The sequence below is a fragment of the Bacillus sp. ISL-75 genome (assembly GCF_018613095.1).
Map to the genome: position 1 here is coordinate 1 of NZ_JAGGQX010000079.1, position 26,792 is coordinate 26,792.

24 protein-coding genes and 2 pseudogenes are annotated in these 26,792 nt (G+C 37.0%); 18 read left to right on the forward strand and 8 right to left on the reverse strand.

What is annotated here, in order from left to right:
• Nucleotides 1–1,035: 1,035 nt before the first annotated feature.
• From J7E63_RS27145 to J7E63_RS27190, 10 genes and pseudogenes are all read left to right on the forward strand, one after another.
• Complete coding sequence (locus J7E63_RS27145) at nt 1,036–1,245, forward strand: hypothetical protein (protein ID WP_215018195.1); 210 nt, start codon at nt 1,036–1,038, stop codon at nt 1,243–1,245.
• A gap of 277 nt (nt 1,246–1,522) precedes the next feature.
• Nucleotides 1,523–1,744, forward strand: a complete 222-nt coding sequence (locus J7E63_RS27150; RefSeq protein WP_215018197.1) for a hypothetical protein — start codon at nt 1,523–1,525, stop codon at nt 1,742–1,744.
• 105 nt (nt 1,745–1,849) lie between these two features.
• Nucleotides 1,850–2,227: a hypothetical protein gene (locus tag J7E63_RS27155; protein ID WP_215018199.1), complete on the forward strand. Its 378-nt coding sequence runs from the start codon at nt 1,850–1,852 to the stop codon at nt 2,225–2,227.
• A gap of 338 nt (nt 2,228–2,565) precedes the next feature.
• A complete protein-coding gene (locus tag J7E63_RS27160) occupies nt 2,566–2,904 on the forward strand; it encodes a YolD-like family protein (protein ID WP_215018201.1) in 339 nt (112 codons plus the stop codon).
• Between the two features lie 440 nt (nt 2,905–3,344).
• Nucleotides 3,345–3,593: pseudogene (locus J7E63_RS27165) on the forward strand (recombinase family protein); the annotation flags it as partial.
• Nucleotides 3,594–3,756: 163 nt separating this feature from the next.
• Nucleotides 3,757–4,362, forward strand: a complete 606-nt coding sequence (locus J7E63_RS27170; protein ID WP_215018205.1) for a DUF6241 domain-containing protein — start codon at nt 3,757–3,759, stop codon at nt 4,360–4,362.
• Nucleotides 4,363–5,480: 1,118 nt separating this feature from the next.
• Nucleotides 5,481–6,761: an efflux RND transporter periplasmic adaptor subunit gene (locus J7E63_RS27175; RefSeq protein ID WP_215018207.1), complete on the forward strand. Its 1,281-nt coding sequence runs from the start codon at nt 5,481–5,483 to the stop codon at nt 6,759–6,761.
• Nucleotides 6,762–7,348: 587 nt separating this feature from the next.
• The gene (locus J7E63_RS27180) at nt 7,349–7,489 is read left to right on the forward strand and encodes a hypothetical protein (protein WP_214713597.1); all 141 of its coding nucleotides are present in this window, start codon (nt 7,349–7,351) and stop codon (nt 7,487–7,489) included.
• Complete coding sequence (locus J7E63_RS27185; RefSeq protein ID WP_215018209.1) at nt 7,476–7,892, forward strand: recombinase zinc beta ribbon domain-containing protein; 417 nt, start codon at nt 7,476–7,478, stop codon at nt 7,890–7,892. The genes J7E63_RS27180 and J7E63_RS27185 overlap by 14 nt, the downstream gene beginning before the upstream one ends.
• The gene (locus J7E63_RS27190) at nt 7,889–8,143 is read left to right on the forward strand and encodes a hypothetical protein (RefSeq protein WP_215018211.1); all 255 of its coding nucleotides are present in this window, start codon (nt 7,889–7,891) and stop codon (nt 8,141–8,143) included. Before J7E63_RS27185 ends, J7E63_RS27190 begins: the two co-directional genes overlap by 4 nt.
• Before the next feature lie 294 nt (nt 8,144–8,437).
• On the opposite strand, the gene J7E63_RS27195 is transcribed toward J7E63_RS27190, so the two are convergent.
• The 5 genes from J7E63_RS27195 to J7E63_RS27215 all read right to left on the reverse strand — a co-directional run bounded on the left by J7E63_RS27195 (nt 8,438) and on the right by J7E63_RS27215 (nt 13,714).
• The gene (locus tag J7E63_RS27195) at nt 8,438–8,896 is read right to left on the reverse strand and encodes a DUF1643 domain-containing protein (RefSeq protein ID WP_214713594.1); all 459 of its coding nucleotides are present in this window, start codon (nt 8,894–8,896) and stop codon (nt 8,438–8,440) included.
• 509 nt (nt 8,897–9,405) lie between these two features.
• On the reverse strand, nt 9,406–10,446 hold the full coding sequence (locus J7E63_RS27200) for an AbrB family transcriptional regulator (protein ID WP_251026930.1): 1,041 nt from the start codon (nt 10,444–10,446) through the stop codon (nt 9,406–9,408).
• Between the two features lie 103 nt (nt 10,447–10,549).
• On the reverse strand, nt 10,550–11,530 hold the full coding sequence (locus J7E63_RS27205) for a VOC family protein (protein WP_214713592.1): 981 nt from the start codon (nt 11,528–11,530) through the stop codon (nt 10,550–10,552).
• Between the two features lie 93 nt (nt 11,531–11,623).
• Nucleotides 11,624–12,793, reverse strand: coding sequence for an acyl-CoA dehydrogenase family protein (locus J7E63_RS27210; RefSeq protein ID WP_214713591.1), 1,170 nt, complete (start codon nt 12,791–12,793; stop codon nt 11,624–11,626).
• Between the two features lie 24 nt (nt 12,794–12,817).
• Complete coding sequence (locus tag J7E63_RS27215; protein ID WP_214713590.1) at nt 12,818–13,714, reverse strand: alpha/beta fold hydrolase; 897 nt, start codon at nt 13,712–13,714, stop codon at nt 12,818–12,820.
• A gap of 178 nt (nt 13,715–13,892) precedes the next feature.
• On the opposite strand from J7E63_RS27215, the gene J7E63_RS27220 reads away from it, so the two are divergent.
• A complete protein-coding gene (locus J7E63_RS27220; RefSeq protein WP_215018213.1) occupies nt 13,893–15,698 on the forward strand; it encodes a V4R domain-containing protein in 1,806 nt (601 codons plus the stop codon).
• Between the two features lie 195 nt (nt 15,699–15,893).
• On the opposite strand, the gene J7E63_RS27225 is transcribed toward J7E63_RS27220, so the two are convergent.
• Nucleotides 15,894–17,189 (reverse strand): MFS transporter, encoded by a 1,296-nt coding sequence (locus J7E63_RS27225; protein WP_214732869.1) that lies wholly within the window; start codon nt 17,187–17,189, stop codon nt 15,894–15,896.
• 546 nt (nt 17,190–17,735) lie between these two features.
• On the opposite strand from J7E63_RS27225, the gene J7E63_RS27230 reads away from it, so the two are divergent.
• The 3 genes from J7E63_RS27230 to J7E63_RS27240 are packed head-to-tail and all read left to right on the forward strand — an operon-like array spanning nt 17,736 to nt 19,838.
• Nucleotides 17,736–18,209, forward strand: a complete 474-nt coding sequence (locus J7E63_RS27230) for a flavin reductase family protein (protein WP_215018215.1) — start codon at nt 17,736–17,738, stop codon at nt 18,207–18,209.
• 14 nt (nt 18,210–18,223) lie between these two features.
• The gene (locus J7E63_RS27235) at nt 18,224–19,024 is read left to right on the forward strand and encodes a 2-keto-4-pentenoate hydratase (protein ID WP_214713586.1); all 801 of its coding nucleotides are present in this window, start codon (nt 18,224–18,226) and stop codon (nt 19,022–19,024) included.
• Nucleotides 19,025–19,043: 19 nt separating this feature from the next.
• Nucleotides 19,044–19,838 (forward strand): FAD synthetase family protein, encoded by a 795-nt coding sequence (locus tag J7E63_RS27240; RefSeq protein WP_214713585.1) that lies wholly within the window; start codon nt 19,044–19,046, stop codon nt 19,836–19,838.
• A 279-nt stretch (nt 19,839–20,117) separates the two neighbouring features.
• Here the strand turns inward: J7E63_RS27240 and J7E63_RS27245 are convergent.
• Nucleotides 20,118–20,375, reverse strand: a pseudogene (locus tag J7E63_RS27245) (transposase); the annotation flags it as partial.
• Nucleotides 20,376–20,938: 563 nt separating this feature from the next.
• Between J7E63_RS27245 and J7E63_RS29950 the strand changes: the two are divergent.
• The 4 genes from J7E63_RS29950 to sda all read left to right on the forward strand — a co-directional run bounded on the left by J7E63_RS29950 (nt 20,939) and on the right by sda (nt 23,595).
• Nucleotides 20,939–21,262 carry a helix-turn-helix transcriptional regulator gene (locus J7E63_RS29950; RefSeq protein ID WP_251033806.1) on the forward strand — a complete coding sequence of 108 codons (324 nt, stop codon included), beginning with the start codon at nt 20,939–20,941 and terminating at the stop codon, nt 21,260–21,262.
• A 27-nt stretch (nt 21,263–21,289) separates the two neighbouring features.
• The gene (locus J7E63_RS27255) at nt 21,290–22,237 is read left to right on the forward strand and encodes an extracellular solute-binding protein (RefSeq protein WP_215018219.1); all 948 of its coding nucleotides are present in this window, start codon (nt 21,290–21,292) and stop codon (nt 22,235–22,237) included.
• Between the two features lie 66 nt (nt 22,238–22,303).
• Nucleotides 22,304–22,990 (forward strand): glycoside hydrolase family 70 protein, encoded by a 687-nt coding sequence (locus tag J7E63_RS27260; protein WP_215018221.1) that lies wholly within the window; start codon nt 22,304–22,306, stop codon nt 22,988–22,990.
• Between the two features lie 434 nt (nt 22,991–23,424).
• Nucleotides 23,425–23,595: a sporulation histidine kinase inhibitor Sda gene (gene sda / locus J7E63_RS27265; protein ID WP_215018223.1), complete on the forward strand. Its 171-nt coding sequence runs from the start codon at nt 23,425–23,427 to the stop codon at nt 23,593–23,595.
• A gap of 1,069 nt (nt 23,596–24,664) precedes the next feature.
• On the opposite strand, the gene J7E63_RS27270 is transcribed toward sda, so the two are convergent.
• The gene (locus J7E63_RS27270; RefSeq protein ID WP_215018225.1) at nt 24,665–26,419 is read right to left on the reverse strand and encodes an alpha-glycosidase; all 1,755 of its coding nucleotides are present in this window, start codon (nt 26,417–26,419) and stop codon (nt 24,665–24,667) included.
• Nucleotides 26,420–26,792 lie beyond the last annotated feature (373 nt).

Here is a 26,792-nt window from a genome sequence, read left to right on the forward strand (position 1 = left end):
TGTCTAATCAACATGGAGGGATAGCCACAAGACTATTAAAGATTCCTTTAATCATGCAAGGCAATTCTTTATCGGTTAGTAAGGTTCTCGTATGACTAAAAGAGGTTCACCTCCCACGGGAGGCACCGACTTATTGAAACGGAAGAAATGAAACACATTGAGTATCACAATACTGAACAGTGTTATGGTTAAAGTGGATTGGCATAGTTGGAACGCCGTATGCGGTGAAAGTCGCTTGTACGGTGTGGACGGGGGGAAAAGGGAGCGATAACTTCAAACCCTTACCTATCTGTATAAAGATGGGATGGCTGCGGCGATCCCGTTTTCTTATTGTGCTAACTGGCAGGTTAGCTGAATAAGGATATTGTTGGTGAAAGGATTAATTTTCCTATATCCATAGATACAACTTTTTCAATTAATATAATAATGAGCTTTTACTTGTATTGGAGGGAAATCCCTTTAAATGATCAACTTCAAAATGCCAAATGAGTACATATTAAGGTTTTTGTCTTTTTGTTTGTTGTATTTCCTTTATATACTAGTGGGTGAGATTTGGTTCACAGCAATATACGCCCACGATAATTGGATAAACCTTAGTGGAATTATTATTATTGCTGCCCTCTTGGTTCCACTTTATACGTTTATAAACACAAGATTATCCCTTGGGACAATGAGATATATATTTTATATACCCATCCTCCCATCCTTTATTGGAGCGTTGCTTTTTCATCCAATTGAATACAACCTTTTTCCAAATCTTTATACACAAGATGACTTAGGTGCAGGGATTCTTATGTTTATGATTGCTTTCCCCCATTGGGGTGCTATGATTCTCTCTTTTTTATTGGCGGATAAATTAAAAATGCGACTTAAAAAAGGTTGAAAATCCTTTGTATTAACGTGTGAAAAAGCTAAAAGAAAGGTATTGCTGCGGTAGTACCTTTTTGTGTATTGAGCTATAATTAACATGCTTTAGGAAACGAATAAAAGTGAAGTAAATGGAATCCTTTAATGCAATCAATAGGAGTAGAAAAGATGAATTCTTTGAAGAAAGATTTTTTATTTTATTTAATGGCATTCTTAGGTGTTTTAATTATGTTTATTAGCGTCATTAATATGTGGATTATAGATTCGAAAAATAAGAAGAGTGAACAAAAAATAAGTAAATCAAAACATGTAAAATTACTGATATTTGGGTTAATTGTTTTTGTTTTATCCCGTATCTTACATGGACAAATACTTTAAGAGGTTAATAATGACAACACCTAATTAAGCTAAAGGGTGCTTAAACGTAAGAAATGATCGCTGCGGCGGTCTTTTTTTCTTATACGACTAACTGGGCAGTTTAATTCAATAACTGCCTGTCCTGTAAAGCCTAAAGCTTGTCTATCTGTAAGTTCTACTTTTTTATAGTTTCTAAAGTGAGGCTTATCTATTTCCATGTATGAAGATTCAAAATGAAACAAAAATTAAATTAAGGAAGTAGAAACAATGGGCTTGCTTTCGAAAGGTGGAATTCATAATGAAAAACAACCTAAATAAAGTTTTTAACAGATTTGTTACGGGATTATTAACAATAACTGTACTTGGAGCATGTGGACAAAATACAAAAGATACGATAGTAAATAATGATAATAAAAAACAGGTAACAAAAACACAGATGGGTTCTCGAACCAATTCTGTACAAATCCAAACCAGAAATGTTTCATACGCTGAAGGAAATGCTACCAGCGGTCATCGCTAGGGACAAATTGAGCAATTCGAAAGAAAAGCGATAGAAGAGGTGCAAAATTACGCTAAGGAACTAGGATTTAATGTCCCTTTAACCCGTGTTGAAGAAGGTGTTATTATGGATACCAACTACAAAGATCCTGGAAATTGGAGACCTTCAGAAATGGTTGAAAAGATAATGGAAGTATATGGAATGGAAAAATACACAGCTGATGAAATTCCAGCAGGTTCAGGTACCTGGCTAATCCCTATAAATACGATTCATCAAGAACTCCAAGCTAAGATAAAGGAACTAGGGTTTGTAGACTGTCTTGCCTACAAGGTATACGGTATAAATCAAATTAACGTGTACACGTATCCCGCGGTTGAGGGGGATGATTACCAAGTTAAGAAGGAAAAATTGTTCAAGTATATTGAGGAAAGAGTTGGAAGACCGTTAACTGTTGACCTTTTTAATGATACTGCTATTTATAAATATTATTCCGTTAAATGGTAATAAAAGAACTGATAGACAAGATTTAAGACTCTTGACTATAAGTAGCTAACTTGAACCACATGCGTAATACTTTATGGAGATGTGGACCACCGATACACATTTTGAACAATTCTACTAAGGGTAATTTGTACTTTTGTACTCAGATTAAGACTAAAACTCCCTTCCAACGATGGAAAGGAGTTTTGTTGCAAGTTTGTGAAGAATTGTACTTAAAGTAACGGGTAGCGTTAGTTAAAGAAGAGCAAGTTTTGGCGCCTAACCAGGCGTTTTTATTTTTATATGATACAGAACGCTTGTTCGTGTATAATAAGGGTGATGAAATGAAGGGGGTGACCTAAATGGCAATACGAGATCGAGGTAAATTAAAATGGCAGCCAGCCTCATTCATGCCCGTAGCATTCGAGATGCAGCGCGAGATGTTTAAGGATCAGGAGCGTATGTCAAAGCTAATATTAGATGAATGCGAAAAGGAGGAATTTGACCAAAATTTAGCTTATGCAATGGAATGCGACTTGGCAGTGAAGCTAACGGTATGGTCGGATGGTTTTACAAAGGAAATGACTGGCCATATTCATAACATTAATCCGATAACTCATCTGCTCCAGGTCGAGGTGAAGCCAGGTGAATTCGAACCGGTGGCATTTGAGTATGTAGTCGGAGTAACGGTATTAGATTAGTCGGAATTACTATAATGCCAACTGAATGTTTATGTATAGAAGAAACTCTGTTGGTAGCGGAATAATCTTGGGTAATATCCCTAATTCAATGCGGTAAACTAGCGGTAATACCAGTAAGCTAATGGCATGATAAATCTATATCTCTAACCCTTACGTCAGACTCATCGATATATTCTACTGTCCACTTGAATAATTTTGTTAAAACTTCCCCCAAAAAGGCCCCCATTTAATTGGGGGAGAATACAAATTTCTACAAAGCAAAGATAGAATAAAAAAACCCTAGAAATTGCGTTATATAAACGCTTCTAGGGTTTTTGTGATTGCTATTTAATAAGCAAATCAATTAACGTGAGTAGTACTCAATGCGTTGCTGTGGCCGCCACTAGGTGTTGCTTTTGGGGATGACCAATTAGTAGGCGAAGCCGTTGTGATCCGCTATCACCATGTTAGGGGCTATTGCAGAGTTTGAGCGGGATTTGATTAACGAACGTACCAAAGAGGGTAGAGATAGAGCAAAAGAACAAGGTAAGCACTTAGGAAGGAAAGGGCAGGACTCGAAGGAAATTAAAAGAGCATTGAAGCTGTTTGCAGAACGTGAAAAGAACGGTTTAAGCGTGAATGATATTTCTAAACAAACAGGGGTTCCACGTTCCACCATATATGCTAAAATGAGGGAAGTAGGCGAATGAATGAGATGTGTACAGCTCATTCAACATTCCCTTGGGGCCCTTGAGAACCTAAGCCGCGAGATTTATATAATTCATTTGGACAATCAATGCGAGCAATCGATCACCGCGTTTGGGTTAACCACTTAGAAATGGAATACGCTCGTTTTCCGAGGAGGAATTTATTATGAACAAGAAAGTTATAGCCATCCTGGTGGTAACTATCGTTTTTGGAATTGCCCTAAAGTGGTACATAACCTTACCGTCGAATTCCCCTAAGTCTGATAGCAATACGGCAACGGATACAGCCGCTTTAACAACCGATGATACCAGTAACATCGCTCCCGATGCGCCTGAGACGCCTGTAGAAACAACAACATCAGTGCCTAGGGCCGAAACTCCACTCAATGACGTAAAGTTTGATTTAGGTCTTACCCCCGCCTCAACCGAAGATGAGTTGGTTAAAGTAATGCATGTGATGTCCCACCAGAAAGTTAGGGCTGAACAAAAGTGGGGAGCCCTACCGATGACGGCTCATACAATCCGTCAAGTGCATGAAGTTGTTACACTCTCATCGTTTGAGCACAAATCCCAGCTTCTGGACATTCTTAACAAATGGAAAAATGGAGACTTTAAATCTGCTGATGCGGACCATAATTACTTATGGGGCTTACAAGGTGGCTCGGAAGGTAAAGCATATGGGTTGTTAAGTCCAACGGAAGAGCAAAACTACTTTGAATCCAACTTCCTAGTAGATGAGAATGGAGTTGCAACTTATTTAAACTATCAGTGATGAACCTACTCTACATATTGCGCCAAACGGCTTTATTAGATAGACTTCACAAACGAAACGAATATCTAATTAAAAGTAACATCCATTAAAGGAACCACTTATTATGAGAAAAGGGGCCTCTACCAAAGAAAGAAGCGCTTTCTGGAAAGTCGGTATGACTACGCTAAAACATTTAAAAGACCAGAGTGGGCCCCTAAATTTAAAAAGGCGCAGGGATTTTAGAAATTTCCAAACGCTTTTCAAAGATTTAATTGTTGAAGCCAAATGAAAATAAAGGTGAACAAAGCTACATCATTACTTAAAAATTTAATCTTCTACAAACAGCACACCAGACATGTTGAGTGCGTGTCGCAACTTATTTTAAAGAAAGGCAATTAACCCTTAGACTTACTTCTTTCAAGTAGAAAGTAATGAAAAAGTTATTTATTAAGCAGCCTTAGCCCTGTATTCGTGCTAAGGTTATTTAATTTTTTCTGAAATCTATGTAATTGTAGTACCTTCATAATCAATTTAATATTACTAATTCCCCAAAACATTATTTAGATTATCTAGATTTCCCCAAGTTCTTTTTGCTTAAAAACATAAGTATATCGACAAAAAAATGAATTTTTATACATATTTAAGCGATAAAGTCCCTCATTTTTTATTCGTTTAGCATCAAATTCCCCCAATTTACTATAACAAAAACCTAAAGTAAAATTTAAAAGCAGTAAATTGTCGAAAAATTTTAAAAACAGTCATTTGGGAGGGGAATTGATGATAAGTAAGCCAACCAAATTACCGCACAAGGAGTATTTGTCCGTCTAACTTCCTGGTTAAAATCCCTTATCCAGCCTCTAACGAACGCTGGTTCAATAGAGTACGGTTTTTTGACGAACCAAGGGGAAACCAGCCAGCCCTTCAAAAGGAATCAGGTTCATTTCTTAACTCTGGACACGTGGAGTGTAGTAAGAAGAAATAGATGAGCTTATCCCACTTCAAACCTGAATAAAATATTTAATTTTTTAAAAATTACTCCTTGTAACTTTCTTATTAAAAATGGACAATAGATATTAGTAGTTCGATTCAACACTTTTTTGCAATATTCGCTATATATCTATTAAGTAAGGGGTAGGGTTATGGAAACAGCAAAAAGAATTGGTATAGAAAATGAACAAGTACGTATCTCGCGTCAGAAGAAATGGATTTTACTTGGGATCCTTGTTCTTTTATTCATTTCTGTGATGTTAAGCATAGCTGTAATAGAAGTTAAAAAAAGTAAATCTAAGCCGTTAGTGTTAATAAATCCAACAGAAAAAAATTTTACTAAAACAAAAACAGTGTCAGGTCGTGTTGTACAAAGTCATGCTGAAACGATTTATTTAAATGCAGCAAAAGGATCTATACAGGAGATTTTTGTAAAAGAAGGGGAAACAGTTACAAAAGGACAAAAGCTCTTTTCTTATGAAGGCTCAACAGTCGCGGCTGAGCTTGGACAAGCAGAAGTAAATAAAAAGCTAGCAGAAACAAGTGTTACTCAGATGAAAGAGCAAATCACTTCATTAGAGCAGGATATTCGAGAAGCTGTGTCAACCACTACACCTGATACAACCAATACAACCAATACAACTGATACAACTGATACAACCAATACAACTGATGCAGTTGATTCAGCTAACATAGCTACTAAAGCTATCACGATCCAGTCACTTCAAGCTGAACTAAATAAAGCAAAAGCTGAGCTCCGTACAGCAGAACTAAAAGTAGAAAAAAATACGTTGCAGGCTGAAATGCTAAAAGCTGAGCTCGAAACATTAACTGTCATCAGCAACACTGCAGGTGTAATATCAAACCTGAAGCAAAATGTAGGTCAAGGTTTTCGAGCAAAAGAAAATCAGCAACTAGCAATCATGCAAATCGCTTCTAATGATCCGTTTCAAATTGAAGGAAAACTCACAGAAGTAGAAAAAGCAAAAATTACATCAGGCCAATCTATTACAGTAACTTCTAAAGTAGTAGCAAATAAGAAATGGAAAGGGAAAATTGCGGAGGTTAGTGATTATCCAACATATAAAACAACTGCAAATAAGGATAAAGATACACAACAAGAAACTATTCCATACTATTCCTTTAAAGCAAGTCTAGATTCACAAAAGGGCCTATATCCTGGCTACTATACCACGCTTGATGTAGTAGTACAGTCAAAGCAGTTGTTAGCAGTTCCTGAAACGAGCATCATGGGCTTTGGAAAATCGACCTATGTATATGTACAAAAGAAAGGAAAGATTCAGAAACAAAAGGTAGAAACTGGTCAAAATGAAGGCAAATGGGTTGCCATACTTACGGGGTTAAAGGAAGAAGACAAATTAGTAGAAAATCCATCCTGGATTGTTCGCTTTGGTACATCTCTTTTTGATTAGTATTTCACAGGAAAATTATGGTAGTTATTGGATTGAAAAGAACAAAGTATTGCAGTAGACACAAATGTTATTTTTCAAATTAGACATTAAGAAAAGCAAGTAAATGGACATGCCAGTGTAATGGACATGCCAGTGTAATATTAGCTGGCTTGTTTTTTTATATAGTATTATTTATCAAAGTAACTCACCAATACCCATGTGTTGGCACATACACTCTGGACATGTGGAGTGTGTCGCGCAGCTTATTCTTTTAAAGTAATATATAGAGAATTTATGCCTATTCTTCGGAGTGGGCTTTTTGCGTAGCTTAGAAAGGGATTGATTTTAGAGAAAGTTCGCAAATTATTTTCTCGACAAGATTTGGCAATCTTCGGGTCATGACAGGCACCCAACTTTAAGGGATAGGTGTTACTTACCATTCTTACTTCCTTGCACAAGATGAAAGCAGGTCCATATCTGAAAACTCTACTTGGGGAATCAGCAGAAGGTACGAAAACGGCAAATTTGGTATAAGTTCAAAGAGATTTCTCGGCGACTCCACAGATGCAGATGGCAAACTGATTGTTAACCATGAAGAGGCGAAGATTGTGGTGAGACTTTACGATGAATACCTTTCTGGAAAAACGGTGGATTATATTAAACGAATTTTTGAACTTGAGGGTATAAAGAAACTGGAACGGAAAGGAAAAATGGCAAGCAACAACCCTCCAAAGTATGCTCCACAATGAAAAATACAAAGGCGATGCCATTTTGCAAAAAAGCTACACGGTGGATTTCCTTTCGAAGAAACGGGTCAAAAATGAAGGGCAGATTCAGCAGTATCATATTGAGGATAACCACGAAGCAATCATTGACCCTTTAATTTGGGAAGAGGTGCAACATGAACATCAACGTAGAAGCAACTATTGTGAAGAACACAGTTTGAATTCATTTTCACGCACACCCGAAGCAAATCCTTTTGCAGGAAAGGTAATTTGCGGAACCTGCAATCAAGCCTTTACAAGAAGAGGGCGGAAGACAGGGGATAATTACCGAAAAGTTTGGCAATGCCAAGAACGCTATCGAGTGAAAGGTCTACAAGGATGTACGAATCGACATGTGGATGAAGCCATTCTTGAGCAGCCTTTATGATGGCTTGGAACGCTTTGATAGATAATCGGGATGAGATAAAGGCACGATGGGAGACACATGCTGAATTTGGTAATCCGTTAGAGCAATACAGAGCGGTCCAGTTCGCAGATATAACAGAAAAAGCAAAACACATCACGGATTTTGAAATAGATTTCATGTTAAAGACAATTGATCACATCACCGTTTTTGAAAGTGGAAAACTGGTTGTCACTTTCATGGATGGGACGGAAATAGAATGCAATGGGGAATAGTACAAGTACGACAGCAGCCTTTTTGAACGAATATAATAATAGGCTTAGTTCTCTTTAAATAGAGAAAAACCTATTATTTATTACTAGTTCGTCCGAGAAAATCATCACAAATAGCTCTATGAATTAATCATTCTATTTAACTTATCTCACTGCATTTGATGGATAAGGTGAAATATCCTCATAATCATACCAATACTTGCCATGACCTGGATAATTATTATTATTTACCATTGGACCAACACGATAAAGGGGTTTATCTCCAATTAGCTTTATAACCTCACGTATTCTTTCCTTTTATTTACTCTCAAGTAGAGGCTTATAGTTCCCCCAAGCTGCAATAATGATATCCTTCTCAACATTAATATTGGACAATAATTGCAATAATACTTCATTGTTGTATGTTCGATACCTCAGCTCATCATCCGTTCCAATGTAATCTCTTAAATAATCTGGTGTGCCACTGACCATCGTAAATAAATTGACAATGGTTACCTTTTGAACATTCCCTAGTTTATATAGATAATCCGTTATCTTATAAATTGTATCATCAGAAACTTTTCTTCGCTGAGTATCTTCTTTACCTGCATTAATTGGATTTTTTAATATCACAATGGCATGCCCACCATCTATTCGATTATGAAAAGGTATCGTAATTGAAAAACGGTGGAGTGTCTTTTCACTTGAATCAAAAAATTTAGGGTTCATCATAATATTTTCTTCGTCAATAAAATTTGAAAAGGAAACGGTTTTCAAAACCTCACCTCATTATGGATAACATTCTTCTAACGTTATCTTACATTAATTTTAGAATTTTTTGTAATTAAAGAATTAAATAGCCAAATAAATGCAGTGTTTTTCTAACAGTGAGTTAGAAAATTTTTATTACATTTAAAGTAGTTATAAATAAAATTATAAACTACTTTGACAACGATATATTTGAGAGATATAGTTTGGGTATAAGAGGAGGGATATTATGGTAAAAGATTTAGTGGCAAAATGCCCAAGATGCGATGAAAACCTAATCGCAACACTTTCGCACTCTTCAAGCTTTGCCTGATGTTCATTTCAATTATTCTAAGTCTCATCATTTGATACAGAAAACACTGAATTCCTTCTATTATATATGGTTAACTTTCACCCTTATTAATATCAATCAAAAAAACGTCCCACTGACATAAATTCAATCAGCAGGGCGTTTTCGCCATAGTTATAGATTCTCAATAAAAATTTTCCAAAATACGCTTTTATATATTAATACTTTACTATACTGCTTGCTTGATTGTAGACAATCTCTTTTTTTCTCGCCAACCGTAAAACATTTTCATCAAAGGCATAATTAAAATAAAGATGAACAATAGCCTGAACGTTTGGAACATCGAAACAAGCGAGACTTCTGCTTTAACTGCATCAGCTAATAATACCATTTGATCTAAGCCACCTGGGGCTGTGCTTAGAAAACTTGTAGCGAATGTTGTGTCCAATTCAAACGACATTAGGAAGCTTGAGCCGAATGTTAGGGCGATCAGTGCAAATGCGCTGAAAATGCCGCCTACAAGTACACGTACTGGAAGCTTAATCATATGTGGCTTGAGCATTAAGCCAATATGGGCGCCGATTAGTAGCTGTGCGACGTTCATGAACATGCTAGGTACTTGTGGCATTGCGATTGGTGTTGTAAGATGCAACGTAATCAACAAAATAATGGGTGTGATGAAAAATGCAACAGGCAAATGGATACGTTGCATTAAATATGAGCATACCCATGCAAGTGCAATTAATAATACTAAACTAATCGTAAGCTTCGCGTCGGTTGGCTGCTTACTTATTACTTGTCCAGCGACGATAAACGGTACGAATACAACGACTAGTAACAGCCGAATTACTTGAAAATAAGAAATAACGCCAATTTCTTCAACTTTTTCTTCTTCAGCAAATACGACGATTTGACCTAAACCGCCGGGGATTGCACCAAGTACAGCAGCTTTCATCGGGATTTTTGCCCATTTACTAGTTAAGTAAGCGATGCCGATTGAGCCACCGATTAAAATAATGTTTAGCGTTATCATGTAAAATAAAATTGAGCCCATCATGCCGAATAAATCGATGTTAAATTGTACTCCTATTACGGTACCGACCATGACGACACCTAAATCACGCATTTGGCCGGACCATCTGAGCGGTCCTTTATAAACAAATTGGGCTAACATGATGACAACAATTGGGCCGAGCATCCATGGAATAGGGATGTGCAGTAGGCTAAAAATATAACCGCCAATTAAAGATAAAACTAACACCTTTAACATTGCCTTCAACAGTAACACCCCTTCCTATAATAATATTCCTAGCTACATTTATTACTTAAGAAACCACCAGCGTTCATCGTCATGAATACTGGTGGTCTAGTTATTATAATTTCGCTAATTCTTTTACTTGTGCTTCACGATCTACGTCATCGCGGCGACGATCACCCCAGTATGCGGAACCATTTTTCAAATATTCTTCATAAGTCCATTTCACTGGCTCCCAGTCTGGTTCGAAGATTAAGTAGCTATTTGTAAAGATTTCAAGACGCAAGCCGCTTCCCGGGTCTTTTACGTAAATGTACATTGCTTGAGATATACCATGTTTACCAGGACCAACGAATTGTACATCTGCTTCACATAAAATGTCAGCAGCACGTAGTAAGTCTTGTGCGTTATCTAACCAGTAAGCGATATGGTGCATTTCGTTTGGCTCTTTTGAACGTGATGTAGACATGATTGCTACATCATGTACTAAGTTTGTTACTGATAACCAGCTAGCTACTTGCACATCGTCTGGATTTACGAAGTATTCGCGTAGCTTGAAACCTAATGCTTCTTGTAAATATTTTACGATCTCAGCATTGTCGTGAGAAGTTTGTAAGTTTACATGATCGATACGGCGTGGAGATACACCTTTCGCCCAAGATTTATAAGTTTGGTTTTTAAGTACTGATTTACGAGATTCATCAGCAGGTGTTTTTTCCATATCGTAGTAAAGTTCGAAGCGGTGACCACTTGGTAATTCGAAGCGGATTGCTTCACCTTGCGCTACTTCTTCACCTGCCTCTATCCAACGTACTTCTGTACCAGCATCTTCTAATAATGTTGCGAAAGTTGCTATGTCCTCGCGACGTTTTGTACGCCAGCCGATGTGATCGATGTAAGAAGTTTCACCAGCTGTAATTGATAATGTATGGTGTTCGAAGTCGCCCCAAGCTCTTAAGTAGTGTACACCATCTACAATTTCTGTTTCTTCTAGGCCAATTGTGTCGCGGAAAAACCATAAAGATTTTTCAAGATCTGTTGACACTAAAGCTACGTGTCCCAATTTTGCAATTTCTGGTGCGTAATGAAATTTTTCCATTTATATTCACCTCATAATTAGTTGTTTTTTTATTTAAGAGGATATGTGAATTATGAATCCACTCTTTATAAATCACATTTCCGAGTACTAATATTACCCTTGAATGTTTGTATTTACGCCGAATAAATGTCTACCGTAACCTAAAATGCCGTCTTCATATAAAGAAGTAATGTGTGTTGCGATTGCCATTAAGTCACGAGTGAATAGCTCGACTGGGTGACCTTTTAATAATGCGTGTCCACCTAAAGTAAGTAGTGATTTAACGCCGATTTGTGTACACTTATCGATAATCTTTGCACGGATTGCTTTATATTTTGCCCCTTCGTATGGGCCGCCTTTATCTGTTTCCATCATTGCGATGTATTCATTTAATAAACTTTTAGCAGTAAGCATTTCAAGCTTTAATTCCGAAAGCACACGTTGGCTCGTAGGAGAATCTTTTTCGTTAATTCCAGAAAAGCGTACGCGACCTGCTGTATGCTTTTCGAATTCGTCAAGTACACGCTCTGCACCACCAACAGCCATCGCTGCGAACCCTACATAGAAGCCAGGGTAGAATGGTGTGTTGTAGTATAAGTAGTCTTGATCGAACTCTTCATACGGTGGTTGGCTCTTTTCGATAATTTTGCTAAAGCGTAAAATAGCATCAGGCTTAACGAAAACATTATCGATGATTAATGTATTACTACCAGATCCACGAAGACCAAGCGAATCCCAAGTTTTCACAACTTCTAAGTCAGAAACTTTTAATAAAATACCTACACGCTCAGGTTGGTCGTTGTCTTCGAATTTCATAATTGCGCCAACTCCAACCCAATCGCAGTAATTGATACCGCTTACAAAGTTGTACTTACCCGAAACGATATAGCCGTCTTCAACTGGTTCTACTTTTCCGATGGGTGCAAATACGTCAGCTACGAAGCCGCCTTGGTTAATGACTTCATCGCGAATGTGCTTTGGATAGTAGCATACCCAAGAGTTGTGCACTGAGAAGAAGTATGTTAACCACGAAGCAGATAAGTTGTGGTAACCAACTGTACTTACCATATCAACGAACGTGCGCCAATCAAGTTGTGGATAGCCGAACTCTTTCGGTAAAATTAAACGATGAATTTCCTCCTCGCGGATAATATCCGCGATGCGTGGAGAAATTGTCGAGTTTAGATCTGCTTCGATTGCTTCTAACCCTGCAGCTTCACCGATACGCTTCGCCTTTTGCATAATTTCTTCATAAGTAGCTTTATTTTCAACTACTGTTAACATTTGATCATTCCTTTCAAAAATAGTTTATTGTGCTGTAACTACTTGATCTTTTTCCACTGCTAAAAAATTGGTGACTAGTTTGTTCACGATTTCTGGTTGGTCAGTTTGTGCTTGGTGACCGCAGCTTTCGATATATTCGAATTTAATGTTCGGTAATAATTTCTCAAGCTTATAACCTGTCTCAACTGGTGCAACAGAATCTTGGTTACCCCAAATGAATAAGCCAGGGATTTTTAATTTTGGGAATGCATCTTTAATGCAGTAACGATCCCAAAGCCTTGGTTCTTCATTCATTCTTGCTAAGTAAGCATCGAACGCGTGATTTGATTCTTTTACACCTGGTCGAGTTGCTGCTTGATGACGTAGTTGAATTAGTTCTTCAGGAATGACTGTGTCTTCACTTGAATTGCGATACATAAATTTACGTAACGATTCTTCTGTATAGTCGTAACCAATCACTTCTAAGAATGAACGTAGCTTTCTTTCGGGTACTTCTTGCATCGCTTGATAAATTGTATTACTGCCGATATAAACAACCTTATTTACTTTTTCAGGGTGGTCAATTGCATATTTAGCTGCAACGTAAGCACCTTGTGAGTTGCCGACAAGTGATACTTCATCTAGGCATAATGCTTCAATAAAATTATGTACATGGTCCACTAAGCTTTGATGACCATTTACTGGCCATGCGTGAGGGCGTGCATCTGTGAAGCCCATTGATAGTTGATCTACGGCGTATGCTCGGAAGCCAGCTTTTGCTAATGCAGGTAACATCAAACGCCAACCCGCTGCGCCGCAAGCTCCAGGTCCTGCACCATGTAGTAAAATTACAGCTGGTCCTTCTGTTCCGGCCCAGGAATAATGTGTACGTACACCGTTTGCTAATACGAAACTATTATGAAATCCTTCAAAAATTGTCATCGTTTTGCCCCCTTGTATTGTATTGATTGTTATTTTCTGTTTTGAGTATAACTGTTAAAAATATTAAACGTCATAGTGATTTTTATTGAATGAATAGTAATAATCTTTAAAATTTATTGAAAAATGAATCTCCTTTTTGTAATATGGGAAATAGGAAATCAAAGGGGATGTGATTTTAATGAGTGAAATAGCATTTGATTCTAGCGAAACGAAAAATATTTTAATGTCGGCAAATGCCTTCCACACATTAAAAAACAATTTATTTAACAACATCGGCTCTCATAAAACGAAAGGCTTTTTATTCCGATTTGGTAAAGAGTTTGGGATGGAATCAGCAAAAAATATGCTCCAAAGTAAAAACTCGATCAATCCTGTCGGTAAAAGACATTCGCGCTTAGGTCACGTAAAAGATGTTATTTTCATGGGGGAAATTGTGCGCCATCCGGACGGCACGATTGAATGTATTGATACGTGGGGACAATGGGTAGAATCATTCGAAGCAGCATTACACCTTAAAAATTACGGTTTAGCAAATGAATGTGTTTGTCATATGTTATGCGGCTTTGCAAGTGGTGCATTGACATATGAGTTTGGCGAGTCAATTATTGCCGTTGAGTACAAGTGCGTCGCAAAAGGTGATCCATGCTGTGAGTTTAAAGTGGGTTTGGAGCGCGATTGGCTCAAAGAGAAGGAGGATCTTATTCACCTTTATCAAAACGACAACATTCTATCCGAGCTTGAAATGACATATGATGCACTTTTGCATCATAAGCAAATGCTCGAAAAAATTTCGATATTTCAAGGTCAACTTACGCAAAAAGTAACAGATAAGCATTCGATGGATGAAATTGTACAGGCTGCGTATGAGCTGTTGAACATCCCGATTTTAATTGAGGATATTCACGGCACTCCGTTAAGTCAAATCGGTTTAACGGAAGAACAGCAGCTAGTAATAAAAAAAGATAAGGCGAAATTATCGCATTTTGTCGATAAGCACAACGTTTCGCATTATAAAGGTGATAAATATTGGAAGTTGACGGCACCTGTTCTCATTAATAAAAAAAGTTATGCCACTTGTTCGTTTTTTTACTTTGATGACAAGTATATGGATGAAAACGACCACTTATTTTTAGAGCGTATTTCGACGGTCGTGGCGTTATGTATTTTATACGAGGAGACGCAGTTTGAAGAGCAACAACGTATGCGTAGCTCGCTATTAGAGCGCTTAATTCATAATCGAAATATTAAAGATATCGAATCTTACTATAAATTCTTACCGTTTAAGTTTCAGCCGCCATTTTCTACAGGTATAATTAGTGTGAAAAAGAAAAAGAAAAATCACGAAATTATTGACATTCATGACCAGCTAACAGAGCTTTCAAAGTTGGCAAAAGAGTGGGATTTATCTTGTATTTTTGCTGTACTCGGGGAAGAAATTGCTCTCCTTAACTCGCTAAATAGCGATCAGCAAGGTTGGCAAAGGAAAATCACGAAAATTTTTCAAAAGATGGAGAAGCAAAATAGCAATTATAAATATTCAATAGGGCTAAGCGGAACGTTTAGCAACTTTAAAGATTTCGAACGTTCTCTACAAGAGGCGCGTATCGCACAGCGCTTCCCAAACCAAAAGCTACTAACAGATTACGAAGATTTAGGAATGCTTGGCGATATCGTAAAGAACATGAGTATTGAGCAACTGCATGAAATGGCGAAAAAGACGTTAAAAGACTTATACAATTTCAATGATGTACGTAAAAAAGAATTGTTGCACACGCTTTACGTCTATTTATTAAATAGCCAACGCTTAAAAGAAACGATGGATGAGTTGACGTTATCAATCGGCGGTATCCAATATCGTATAAAGCAAATTGAGGAGCAGCTACAAATTTCACTAAAAAACGCATCAACTGCAGCGTATACTTTATTAGTTATTCAGGCACTAATTTTGTCGGATAGCTTAAACTTTGAGGAATTTGCACGCTAAAAAGCCAAATCATATGGACGACAAAAGGCATCGAAAGTTAACCTCTCGTATGCCTTTTGTCATTTGATTTGGACATCAAGCACTCGTACTCAATGATTACCATTAATAATCAAAAAAGACTGTAAACACACTCACTATTTGAGTTTGTCTACAGTCGGATATATTTTTTCTTATGGGATAAACCCATGTTGAATATTATTGCTCTACAACAACGTCTAAGTTCATTTGCACTTCTTCAGCAGCACGACTTGCATCTTCTTTTTCAGTTGATGTAATTTTTAATTTACGCGTAGCTAATAACACGATTGCAGTTACAACATATAAACTAACGATAATTATCACCCCTGAGTTGAAGCCAGAGCGAACGTCATCACCTGCAAGTGTAATTAAGTAACCAGTAATCCATGGACCAATTATACCAGCCATACTTGAAATAGATAGTGTAAAACCTGTCACACTGCCTACTAAGTTTTTCGGAATGATTATTGTTGTCATCGCAGCATTTAACGGTAATAAGCTTGTGTTCATTATTAAGCCCACTCCTAAGAAAATACATGCTAAAACTGGGGAAGATACAATGGTTGTCATTGCGTAAGAGGTTGCACCAACAAGTAATACTGTAACTAATACACGGTCATAAGATTTGATAAGGCTTTTATTTTTCTTGAATAAGAAATCTGTAAATTTACCTGCACAAATTGCGAATACTGTACCTGTAATACCCATTCCAGCGAATATTAAGCTCATCCTTTGTGGCTCAAGACCAACGATTTTTGTTAAGTAAGTTGGTGCCCAAGTAAGAACCCAAGTTGTAATCCACATGGATACGAAACCTACAACAAAAATTGATAATACATACGGGTTGATTAATACTTTTAAAATTTGCTTGAAGGGTACTTCCTTGTTAGAAGCTAAAGATTTTACGTCTTCGATCAGTGGTTGCTTTGGCTCGTCTCTCATAAAGAAGAAGAAGAGTGCCCATGCAAAGCTTGCTACCCCTAACATTGCAAAAGAATGTTGCCAACCTAAGTTTGTAATACCCATAACTATAAGTGGTGCAGCTAAATACGTACCAACTGTTGTACCAGAAGTCATAATAGCTGTAGCGACACCACGTTGTGCAATAGTGAACCATCGTGCAAGGTGTACTAGGCAAAAACCGAGCGTAGCACCCTCGAAGAAACCTAAGACAACACGTAGTAAAATTAATTGAGTTAACGTTTCGACAAAATAAGCGCTTGCTAATGAAAGTGTCCATCCAGTAGCGATCATCATTAATAAATATTTTGAGTTGAAGCGATACGTTAATGTGCCTAGAATAATACTTCCGACAGCGTATGCAGCGAAGAAGCTACTTCCCACTAAACCAAACTGATCGTAAGATAAATTTAGTTCAGTCATGATTGGTTCTGCGGCTAATCCTAAAACTGATTTATCCGTATAGTTTAAAACAGAAAGCAAGAATAGAAATCCTAATACAACCCAACGCATGAAAAGCCCCCTTATATTTCCGTATTTTCCCATCCCTATCATTTTGTAACCAAATTGTTAGATATACTTGAAAATTCTTTAGGCAATTTCACATCTCCACTTTACTCTAAGGCGATTGTCAGCGTTTTCAAAAAATTGTTAGGATAATTTCCCACCTCCATTTTTTTTGCAAGAAACGCATTCATTTCAGCGATTCTTTAATAAAATAATAGTGTCTATTGGGAATATTCAGATTACGAATCTTCCATGAAAAGAATTCTATTTGAAAAAAAAGAGATTTACAAGAAAAAAAAAGAAGGATACTAATTTGTTTTTGGAAGAGAACAAATTAGAAAGAACTAAATTCCAATTCCAAAAAGCGAAATTTTTGACATGATGATATATTGATAGATCTGACTTTTTCTTAAAAAAAATTCACAAAAAATTCAAATTTGGTTTCGGGTAAATTTTATTGTTTTTATTTGAATTTTCAATAAAAAATACCATGATAATATTAAATTAACTCAATTATGATTAAATCAATCGATTAAGAATGGAGGAATTGAGATGGATGATCGTTTATTTAGGGATGCAATGGGAAAGTTTGCTACAGGGGTGACGGTTCTTTTAACTGAAAACGAGGGAGAAACACATGGAATGACAGCAAACGGTTTCATGTCAGTATCATTGGATCCGAAGCTTGTCTTAATTTCTATTGGACATAAAGCAAAGTTTTTAGAGAAAGTTTCACAGTCTAAAAAATATACAGTAAATATTTTAGCGGAAGATCAAGAGCATTATTCACGTCATTTCGCTGGAAAACCTGGTGAAGAAGTTGAATTTGAGACGTTAGCTGAACAACCTGTATTAAAAGGGGCGATCGCTCAAATCGCATGTGAAGTTGTATCAGAACATATAGAAGGTGACCATACATTATTCATTGGTAAAGTAGTAGATTTACGTCTTCTGGATAAAGATCCGTTATTGTTCTTCAGCGGTAAATATCGTCAATTGACTGTGTTAGAAACAGTTAAATCATAAAAGGAGAATTGTCTATGAATATTCAAATAATGGCTGAAGCATTGCTTGAAGCAGAACGGACGAAACAACCCATTGCCCCATTAACTGAAACCTATGAAAATATTACAGTTGCAGATGCTTATGCAGTGCAATTAGCGCAAATTCGTCAGAAGATTGACACAGGGGCGACAGTAAAAGGGCTAAAAATCGGTTTAACCAGTAAAGCGATGCAAGAAATGTTGAATGTATATACACCAGACTACGGCTTTATTTTAGATACGATGGTATATGACGAGGAAGATGGTTTAGTGGCCGAGTCCTATATTCAACCAAAGGTAGAGTTTGAAATAGCATTTGTTTTCAATAAAGAGTTAAAAGGGCCAAAAGTAACCGTACAAGATGTAATTGATGCAACAGCTTATGTTGTACCAGCAGTAGAAGTAATCGATAGCCGTATTGCGAATTGGAAAATAAAATTCGAGGATACAGTGGCAGACAATGGTTCTTCAGCAGGTGCGATTTTAGGCGAAAAGCGTACACTGCTTAAAGAAATTGAAGACATCACAAATATTCCAATGATGGTGAAGAAAAATGGTGAATTTTTAGACGAAGCAACGAGCTCGGCCGTGTTAGGTAACCCACTCCATGCGGTTGTTTGGTTAGCAAATGAAGTAAGTGCATATGGCATTTCTATCGAGCCAGGCATGTTTGTTTTATCAGGAGCACTATCAAAGGCTGTTACCTTTGAGACAGGCGATGAATTCGAAGTTGACTTCGGTATACTGGGAAAAGTAAACGTTACCATTTTGAAGGAAGTAGTGAAAAAGGCAAGATAAAAGAAAAAGGAGAATCGCAATGAAGGTAATCTATGTGAATGCTAATAACTTACAAGAGATTAGACAAACAGCTCCTGATGTCGCAATGGCGCTTGGTTATTTTGATGGTGTGCATTTAGGGCATCAAAGTGTAATTCAAACAGCTAAAGAAAAAGCAAAAGCACAAGATTTATCATTAGCCGTTCTCTCTTTTTTCCCGCATCCAAAAAGTGTGTTATTTCCAGACAAAGAATTCTCCTATCTAGAGCCACTAGAACAAAAAGTAGAAAAGTTAGAAAAGCTTGAAGTGGATATTTTTTATATCGTAGAATTTACAAAGGAATTAGCTAAAGTAGAAGCGAACGATTTTTTAGATGATTATATTATCGGTTTGAATGCTAAGGAAGTTATTTGCGGTTTCGACTATACATATGGGGCAAAAGCAAGTGGTACTGTTAAAACACTGGCAGTTTATGCGGCGACACAGCAAGTAGGCCTAACTGTTGTCGAGGAGTTAAAGTGGAATAATCAAAAAATTAGTTCGACTTTGATTCGGAAGCACTTAACAGAACGAAAGCTTAGTGAATTACCGAGTTTATTGGGAGGCTTTTATAAAACTAAGTATTGTCAAAAGAATGGTATACTACCGAATTATTCGTTACCGAATGTAGGTAGTTATAAAGTATTGATTGAAGATCGACATTCTTTCATTGAATGTGTTGCAACAGTAAAGTGTAAAAAATATATTCAGATTCATCATGAAGTGTCTACACTACCGAATTTATTAACGATACAATGGGTTGATCGTTTCAACAATACCAAGCTGATTATTTAGCCTTTGATTTTATTGATAAACCCACCAACATCCCTTTGTGTTGTCAATTACACTCCACACATGTGGAGTGCAGGAACAAAACGGTGGAAAACCTGTATTACCCCAATTAATTTCACTTCCTTAAAAGAGGGAGTTTATTAAAAACTGCCTCTAGTTGTGGGGGCCATTGAAAAACCTTCAGTATTTATGTTTTAATGTATATCTTGGAAATAAAAAAGGCATCTAGTCGTTCCATTTCGGACGATCGGATGCCTTTTTCCTATATATGTCCTATTTGGTTTACTTCATCAATGTGAGTATTCGCTTGAGATTCACAGCGAAGATTGTGATCGCACCCTGCATTTGCATGCCAATCAGACCCGAGGATGATGCGACATCATACCCGTGCCTATGCTTTAGTTCACTATTCTTCGCTTCAATCTTATAGCGTTCCTTTGAGATTGTTTTAAAGGTTTCACTGTTTTGGAACAATTCATGTTCTGAATGCTCCTTAGATTTAAGCGTAACAGAATATGTTTTACTCTTTGCGCCTTCTTTTTTTATTTCCTGATTATGACGGAGAAGCGAAGCATTGGCTTCTTCAGTGGAAGCGGTATTTAGAATTGGAATGGGGAATTTCAACATCGATCGGTTTTACGGTAGAACAAGGAATTCAGAGCATTCTAAATGGATATTTTAACAGCCGTTCAGCCTGTCAAAGGCGATTTTTCAATGGCTTGGGTGGGCTATACCGAATGAACGAACAGGAAAAGAGTAATAGCGATGGAGTATCATTAATGGATGGGGAAGTGAAAAGCGATTGGACTTCTTTCTACAAAATGCTCCATAATGGAGATCCGGTTTCCATTGCTGTTGAATTTGCGTTTAAACGATGGAATAGTGAAGATCACTCCCCTGAAAAAGTAAAGGAAGAAGCATGCAGTCTTCTATCCGGTAGTTATAAGCTGTATGAGGGGGAAGGACCATTGCTCGTTGAACAGCTTAATCAGCTTCAGAGGGCGGAAACTTTAGAACAATTGGTGTTCATTTTAAAGTGTCAGCTGGAGGAAATCGTAAAGCCAGTTGTATTAAAAGTGGAGAATAACGGATATAGCGGGCAAATGATTACAAAGGCATTAGAATATATAGAAAATCATTATAAAGAGAACTTGACGCTACAGAGTGTGGCGGATTTCGTTCATCTTAATAAAAGTTATTTTAGTCTTCTATTCAAAAAACAAACGGGCCGAAATTTTATCGATTATATAATCGAACTGCGGATTCGGGAAGCTAAACGGCTTTTGGCGCAGTATGATTGCCATATCTACGAAGTGGCCGAAGCCGCGGGATTTAAAGATGTGAAGTATTTCAGTAAGATGTTCAAGAAAATGACCGGATTTACTCCGGTTAAATACAGAGAAGAGCACCAAGCAGCAGACTCTTAACTCAATTAAGAAAGGAGGCATTCCGAAATGGCCTTCCGTTTGATTTTAATATTAATGTTTGTTGTATTTACTACCGGTTGCGGGAGTAAATCGTTGATCTCCGATCCGAATAAGGTTGAAACACTCCACGGAAACGAAGTCACTGTCGTTTCTTTTTGGCACACGTACAGCGATGAAGAAACCCGGGTACTGGAGGGGGAGCTAATTCCGGCTTTTGAACGGCAGTACCCGAATATTCGTGTCGATTCCATAAACCTAGCGATCAATAACGAATTAAGGAACACCTTGATTTCACTTGCCTCCTCCAACCGGGGTCCGGATGTGGTCCGAATCGATTTGTCCTGGGTACCCGAGTTTTCACATAAAGGACTTCTTGAACCGTTAAACGGATTTTCCGATTACAAAGATATCAGTCGGCTATATCAACGGGAAGCTAGGAGAGTCGGCTTTGAGCAGAATCAATATTACTCCCTGCCACTTGATATGTATGTTAAATCGGCTATTTTTAACCGGAAGCTTCTCCAACGGGCTGGATATTCAGAGCCGCCACCCACGTTTCAAAAAGTAATTGATCTTGCACGGAAATACCATTATTCGATTGGACTCGGGGGATGGGAACCGTGGGATACGCTTCCTTATATATACAGCCTCGGAGGATCGCTGATGAATGAGAACTTCACGAAGTCTTCCGGGTTTTTAAATAGCGAAGAGACAGTCCAAGCGGTCAAGCAGTTAAGGGCTCTTTACAGGGAAAAGATCATCCATTTTTCACGGATGAAAGACCACGGCGACATCTGGACTGAAGTAAAGTCCGGAAATGTGCTGATGACGGATGAAGGCCCTTGGTTTTATGGAATTTTGGATAAAGAAGGCTTAGATCGCGCATTAAAGCAGACCATTCCTGTATCGTTTCCGAGTAATGCAGGCACGGCTTCAATAATGGGCGGAAATCATCAGCCTTTATCAGCCGTATGAAAGCAATATGTATACGAATTTGATGAAAAAAAGCGCCTTATTAAAACAATGGGGACTAACTGATGTGTGGATGCCGCCCAGTTTGCCCCTCATAATATTCCGAGCCAATATGCGTATATTTTAACAAATAAAGACACAGTTCCTACTGTTTATTATGGGGATATGTTTGTATCAAATAAACCTTACATGTCAACGAAGTCGATCTATCATGACACAATCGTTAATCTGCTTCAGGCAAGAAATCAATTTGCTTCAGGTGACCAGAAAATTAACTATTACACATCGAATACATCTCAAACGCCTGGATACGATTTAATCGCCAGTGTTCGGTACGGAACAAATAGAAATACAGGTGTAGCAACTGTCATTGGTAACAACCCAAATACAAAAACCACAATCAATGTTGATTTGGGAAAAAATCATGCAAACCAAACATTTGAAGATGCTACAGGATTTAACACTGAGCTATTAAAAACTGATAAAAATGGAGTATTAGCGGTCCCAGTTAATGGAGTTAAAAATTCACAAGTTCATGGTTATTTAGGGGTATGGGTACCTTCCAAAAAAGACGGAGGTCGTCAAATTGTTGTCAATAATGGTACCAACGGGGTTGCTGCCAAATTCAATAAAAATGCAAAATTAAATATCCCCAAATTAACTGGGCACAATTGGCAACAAGAAAATGAATCGAAAAGAATAAACCAAGAGAACGCAAGTCTAGAAGCCGATCGGTTACGAAATCAAGTTAAATAACCTTTGGACCCGTTACAATTAAAGTGGTTAATATAGAGCAACTAGATGTCAGTAACTAAACATTATAAAAAGATCTGCCCATTGAGGCTGATCTTTTCAAAGCTATTTTTTATTTCAATCATTGTATTTGTTATAACATCTATTATTTGCAATGCCGCCCATAGGGTTTCGGGTCCTTAGAGTTTAATAAGGTATGCTGTTTCTACCGTTTTGACCTTCGTAAGGAAAACGAGCAAATTATTATCTCATATGACCGCATTCCGAGAGAAATCCCTACACTTGAGGACAAGCTGCGAAATGATGTAGAAAAAAGTCATTTAGTGTCTACCTTCTTTTTTACAATGCAAGATTAACGATATTCCATAGGACTTGCCAAGGATATCAAATATATAAACAGAAAATTAATCCGCTATTAAATATTGGGGATTAGTGGAGTGAAGAAAATTGTGGATAAACTCAGCACAGAAGAATTGCTAGAAGTATATAAAAAAGCTATTAGGTTTAATGTAAGTAAAGACTTTATTATGTTATTATCCGAGGAATTAAATAAGCGTTTTATATTTGAATCTTTCCAAAAGATTATACAAAAAGCTAGAAAAATATAATTATATCCAGGCAAAATAGCATAAATAAAGATAATAAAGCCGCTAACAAGTTTACATTTGCAACAAGTGTCATACTTGGTTGTAAGAGTGTAGAACAAGGTGAAGGTAATGCCAGAGCAGCCAATCTGGATTTGAAGGAGATCATCCTAGTGCGGTAATTAAATAATTAAAAGATTTGTTAAGTTACCAAGGACATGTTTGTGAAAGCAAGCATGTCCTTTTTTGTGACTGGCATGATGCGACAAACAATTTTTTCAAAAATATTCACCTTTGGATGTTATCATTGAAAGAGTATGTGGATTAGATGTCCATAAGGACAATATCACTGCTTGTATTATGACTTCACAAGGAAAGGAGATTCAAACATTTTCTAATAAAACGGTTTTTCTAAGGCTGTATTGAATTCTTTATTGAATGAGAACAAGTTATTTTGAAGAAATATAGTCCAAATATGGTTTGAACCGTGACTGGTGAGGTTACTTATCAAATTAAGGCATTTGAAGAGTTTGAGGGATTATCTGAAAGAAAAGAAATTTAATATATAAAGTTGTACGAAGAGTTTGTTTCAGAACAGGTAAGTTGGAAAGCATTAAAACAGACTGCAACTGCTTAACTCCAGGATAAAATACCTGGAGTTTTGATGTTCTTCCTCATCTTCCCTTAGGGGGATCACCAGCAATATGCAAAAAACCCACGTTAAGGTTTAAATTAATTCAGAAAAGTCATTTCAAAATGTGCTTTAAAGGAATGACATTTGTCAAAAAGAGAAAACTCGCCCTTTTGACATACAGATTAGAACTTCTTTCTAATGTGTTATAAAGTATGCTTTTGGACAGTAGCCATCCTTTTATTACTGTTTTAAAAACGTTAGTCATGGTATTCCATTAAAGAGCCATTATATTGAATAATAGGTAGCATAAAACCGATCGGACTGAACCAACCAAGCAGATTATCATCCTCATCAATTGGTTGAACGGCAATCATGCAGTTACCCCCTGGAGAAACAAAAAGCAGATGGTAATGAGAATCTATAAAAGATTCCCGCTATACCGTCTGCTTTTTTATTGTTTTAGTTCTTCACTTGGATTATTGCGAATCCATAAGGCGAAAGTTCAACTTTTGACGTTTCTCTAAGAGGTTTATTATTCCATAAATCAATGGGGCTTTTACCAGTAAAATCATATGGAATCGTCACATCCAGCTTATCAGTAGAGTTATTAATCGCAATAATAATCGTTTCATCACCGGACTGCTTGGAATAAATGATATGGTTTGTGCTATTATTCGTTTCTAAAACCGTAAATTTGCCTTCATTTCCAAATGCAGCATGCTCTTTTCGAAGTGAAATTAATTTTTGGACAGTGTAAAAGAGTTCGAGGTTTTGTTCCTCTTCATCCCAAATCATGCATTTCCGACAGCCTGGGTCATTTTCTCCCATTAATCCGATTTCGTCCCCGTAATAAATACAAGGTGTGCCGATAAATGATAGCTGGAATAGGAAAAGCAACTTCAGCTTGTCGATATTTTCGTCACAAACCGTTAAAACTCTTGGGGTATCATGACTCCCTAATAAATTAAATGCCACTTCGTTTACATTCTTCGAATAAGAGGTTAAAACTTTTGTCAGCTGCTGGGCAAATTCCTCTGCATTAATCTTATCCTTTGCAAAAAAGTCTAAAGACGTATTTGTAAAAGGATAGTTCATCACTGCATCAAATTGATCGCCTTGAAGCCAAGGCATAGAATCATGCCAAATTTCGCCCAGAATGTAGGCATCTGATTTGATCGCTTTTACCGTTTTTCTAAACGCTCTCCAAAACTCGTGATCAACTTCATTGGCAACATCGAGGCGCCATCCATCAATATCAAATTCTTCAATCCAGTATTTTGCGACATGAAGAAGATATTCTTGCACTTCAGGATGCTCAGTATTTAACTTTGGCATCATATGTGTAAATGCAAAGGTATCATAGTTTGGTTCAGGAAAGGCCTGCACTGGAAATTCTCTTAAATGAAACCAATCTTTATAGTTGGATTTCTCTTGTTTTTCTAGCACATCCTGAAAAGCATTAAAATAAAAACCACTGTGATTGAATACGGCATCAAGCATGACACGAATCCCATTCTCGTGGCATACTTCCACAAGCTGTTTAAAAGTTGCTTTGTCTCCAAAATGCGGATCAATTTCCATATAATCAATCGTGTCATATTTATGATTCGTTACTGCTTTAAAAATGGGCGTGAAGTAAATGCCTGTAACCCCAAGTTTTACTAAATGATTAATATTTTCAATAATTCCTTCAAAGTCGCCGCCGAAGAATGTATCTGGTTCAGGATTTTGGTTTCCCCACGGAAGTGTGCCTTCAGGGTTTAACTTAGGATTGCCATTCGCAAACCGTTCTGGGAAGATTTGATACCATACCGTATTCTTAACCCATTCCGGCGCTTTGAATACATCAATCCGATTTAAAAACGGAAAACAAAAATAAAAGCTGGAATCACGGGGATCTTTTTCTACAAAACCTCTCTCGCCATATACAGCGGCTTCAGTATCCGAATAGAGTTCAAATCCGTAGCGTAATCGCCGGAATTCAGGTTTCACTTCCGTAAACCAGTATTCAAATAACTCATCTGAGCCTTCAAGTGTCATTGGTTTAGTAAGGTTTGTCCACCCATCTTTGGTCCATTGATAGGGATCCCCATATATTAGAAACACTTTTGTTAAGTCACCTTTTTTAGCACGAAGGCGAATGTGTAATGTTTTGTTATCATAGGCATAGGCAAAATTGTTTTTTGGTCGGTGATAAATAGCTTCTTTTAACATCAGAATTCCTCATTTCTGGATAATTTGATAAATAATTCTTATTAGTAATTTCGAAAAGGGACTTTCAAGAAAAAAATAAGTGAATGGCAGAGGTTATATGAAATAGTAAAAAAAATCACAAAATATATTGACAATTTAGAATCAGGATGATTTAATAGATTACAAGTTAGGTTAAACGTTTACGTTTATTATTATATATTTTTTTAATAGTTAAGTAAACGTTTTCGTGTTAAATTGTTTATTTTTTTTAATAGTTAAGTAAACGTTTACTGAAAACAATTTTTTGAAATATTTTTCGTTAATTGCTGTTTAAAATGGAATATATACCAGAGAAAAGAAAGGAAAAAAGTAAAACCTTTATTCTTACAATTAG

Bases quoted from the DNA above. Each gene is read 5' to 3' on its own strand.
- J7E63_RS27150 (WP_215018197.1), top strand. From the start codon at position 1,523: ATGAAAAACAACCTAAATAAAGTTTTTAACAGATTTGTTACGGGATTA.
- J7E63_RS27225 (WP_214732869.1), bottom strand. From the start codon at position 17,189: ATGCGTTGGGTTGTATTAGGATTTCTATTCTTGCTTTCTGTTTTAAAC.
- J7E63_RS27270 (WP_215018225.1), bottom strand. From the start codon at position 26,419: ATGTTAAAAGAAGCTATTTATCACCGACCAAAAAACAATTTTGCCTAT.
- J7E63_RS27190 (WP_215018211.1), top strand. From the start codon at position 7,889: ATGATGGCTTGGAACGCTTTGATAGATAATCGGGATGAGATAAAGGCA.
- J7E63_RS27145 (WP_215018195.1), top strand. From the start codon at position 1,036: ATGAATTCTTTGAAGAAAGATTTTTTATTTTATTTAATGGCATTCTTA.
- J7E63_RS27215 (WP_214713590.1), bottom strand. From the start codon at position 13,714: ATGACAATTTTTGAAGGATTTCATAATAGTTTCGTATTAGCAAACGGT.
- J7E63_RS27230 (WP_215018215.1), top strand. From the start codon at position 17,736: ATGGATGATCGTTTATTTAGGGATGCAATGGGAAAGTTTGCTACAGGG.
- J7E63_RS27255 (WP_215018219.1), top strand. From the start codon at position 21,290: ATGGCCTTCCGTTTGATTTTAATATTAATGTTTGTTGTATTTACTACC.
- J7E63_RS29950 (WP_251033806.1), top strand. From the start codon at position 20,939: ATGATTACAAAGGCATTAGAATATATAGAAAATCATTATAAAGAGAAC.
- J7E63_RS27200 (WP_251026930.1), bottom strand. From the start codon at position 10,446: ATGTTAAAGGTGTTAGTTTTATCTTTAATTGGCGGTTATATTTTTAGC.
- J7E63_RS27155 (WP_215018199.1), top strand. From the start codon at position 1,850: ATGGATACCAACTACAAAGATCCTGGAAATTGGAGACCTTCAGAAATG.
- J7E63_RS27205 (WP_214713592.1), bottom strand. From the start codon at position 11,530: ATGGAAAAATTTCATTACGCACCAGAAATTGCAAAATTGGGACACGTA.
- J7E63_RS27220 (WP_215018213.1), top strand. From the start codon at position 13,893: ATGAGTGAAATAGCATTTGATTCTAGCGAAACGAAAAATATTTTAATG.
- J7E63_RS27185 (WP_215018209.1), top strand. From the start codon at position 7,476: ATGCTCCACAATGAAAAATACAAAGGCGATGCCATTTTGCAAAAAAGC.
- J7E63_RS27240 (WP_214713585.1), top strand. From the start codon at position 19,044: ATGAAGGTAATCTATGTGAATGCTAATAACTTACAAGAGATTAGACAA.
- J7E63_RS27235 (WP_214713586.1), top strand. From the start codon at position 18,224: ATGAATATTCAAATAATGGCTGAAGCATTGCTTGAAGCAGAACGGACG.
- J7E63_RS27170 (WP_215018205.1), top strand. From the start codon at position 3,757: ATGAACAAGAAAGTTATAGCCATCCTGGTGGTAACTATCGTTTTTGGA.
- J7E63_RS27160 (WP_215018201.1), top strand. From the start codon at position 2,566: ATGGCAATACGAGATCGAGGTAAATTAAAATGGCAGCCAGCCTCATTC.
- J7E63_RS27175 (WP_215018207.1), top strand. From the start codon at position 5,481: ATGGAAACAGCAAAAAGAATTGGTATAGAAAATGAACAAGTACGTATC.
- J7E63_RS27210 (WP_214713591.1), bottom strand. From the start codon at position 12,793: ATGTTAACAGTAGTTGAAAATAAAGCTACTTATGAAGAAATTATGCAA.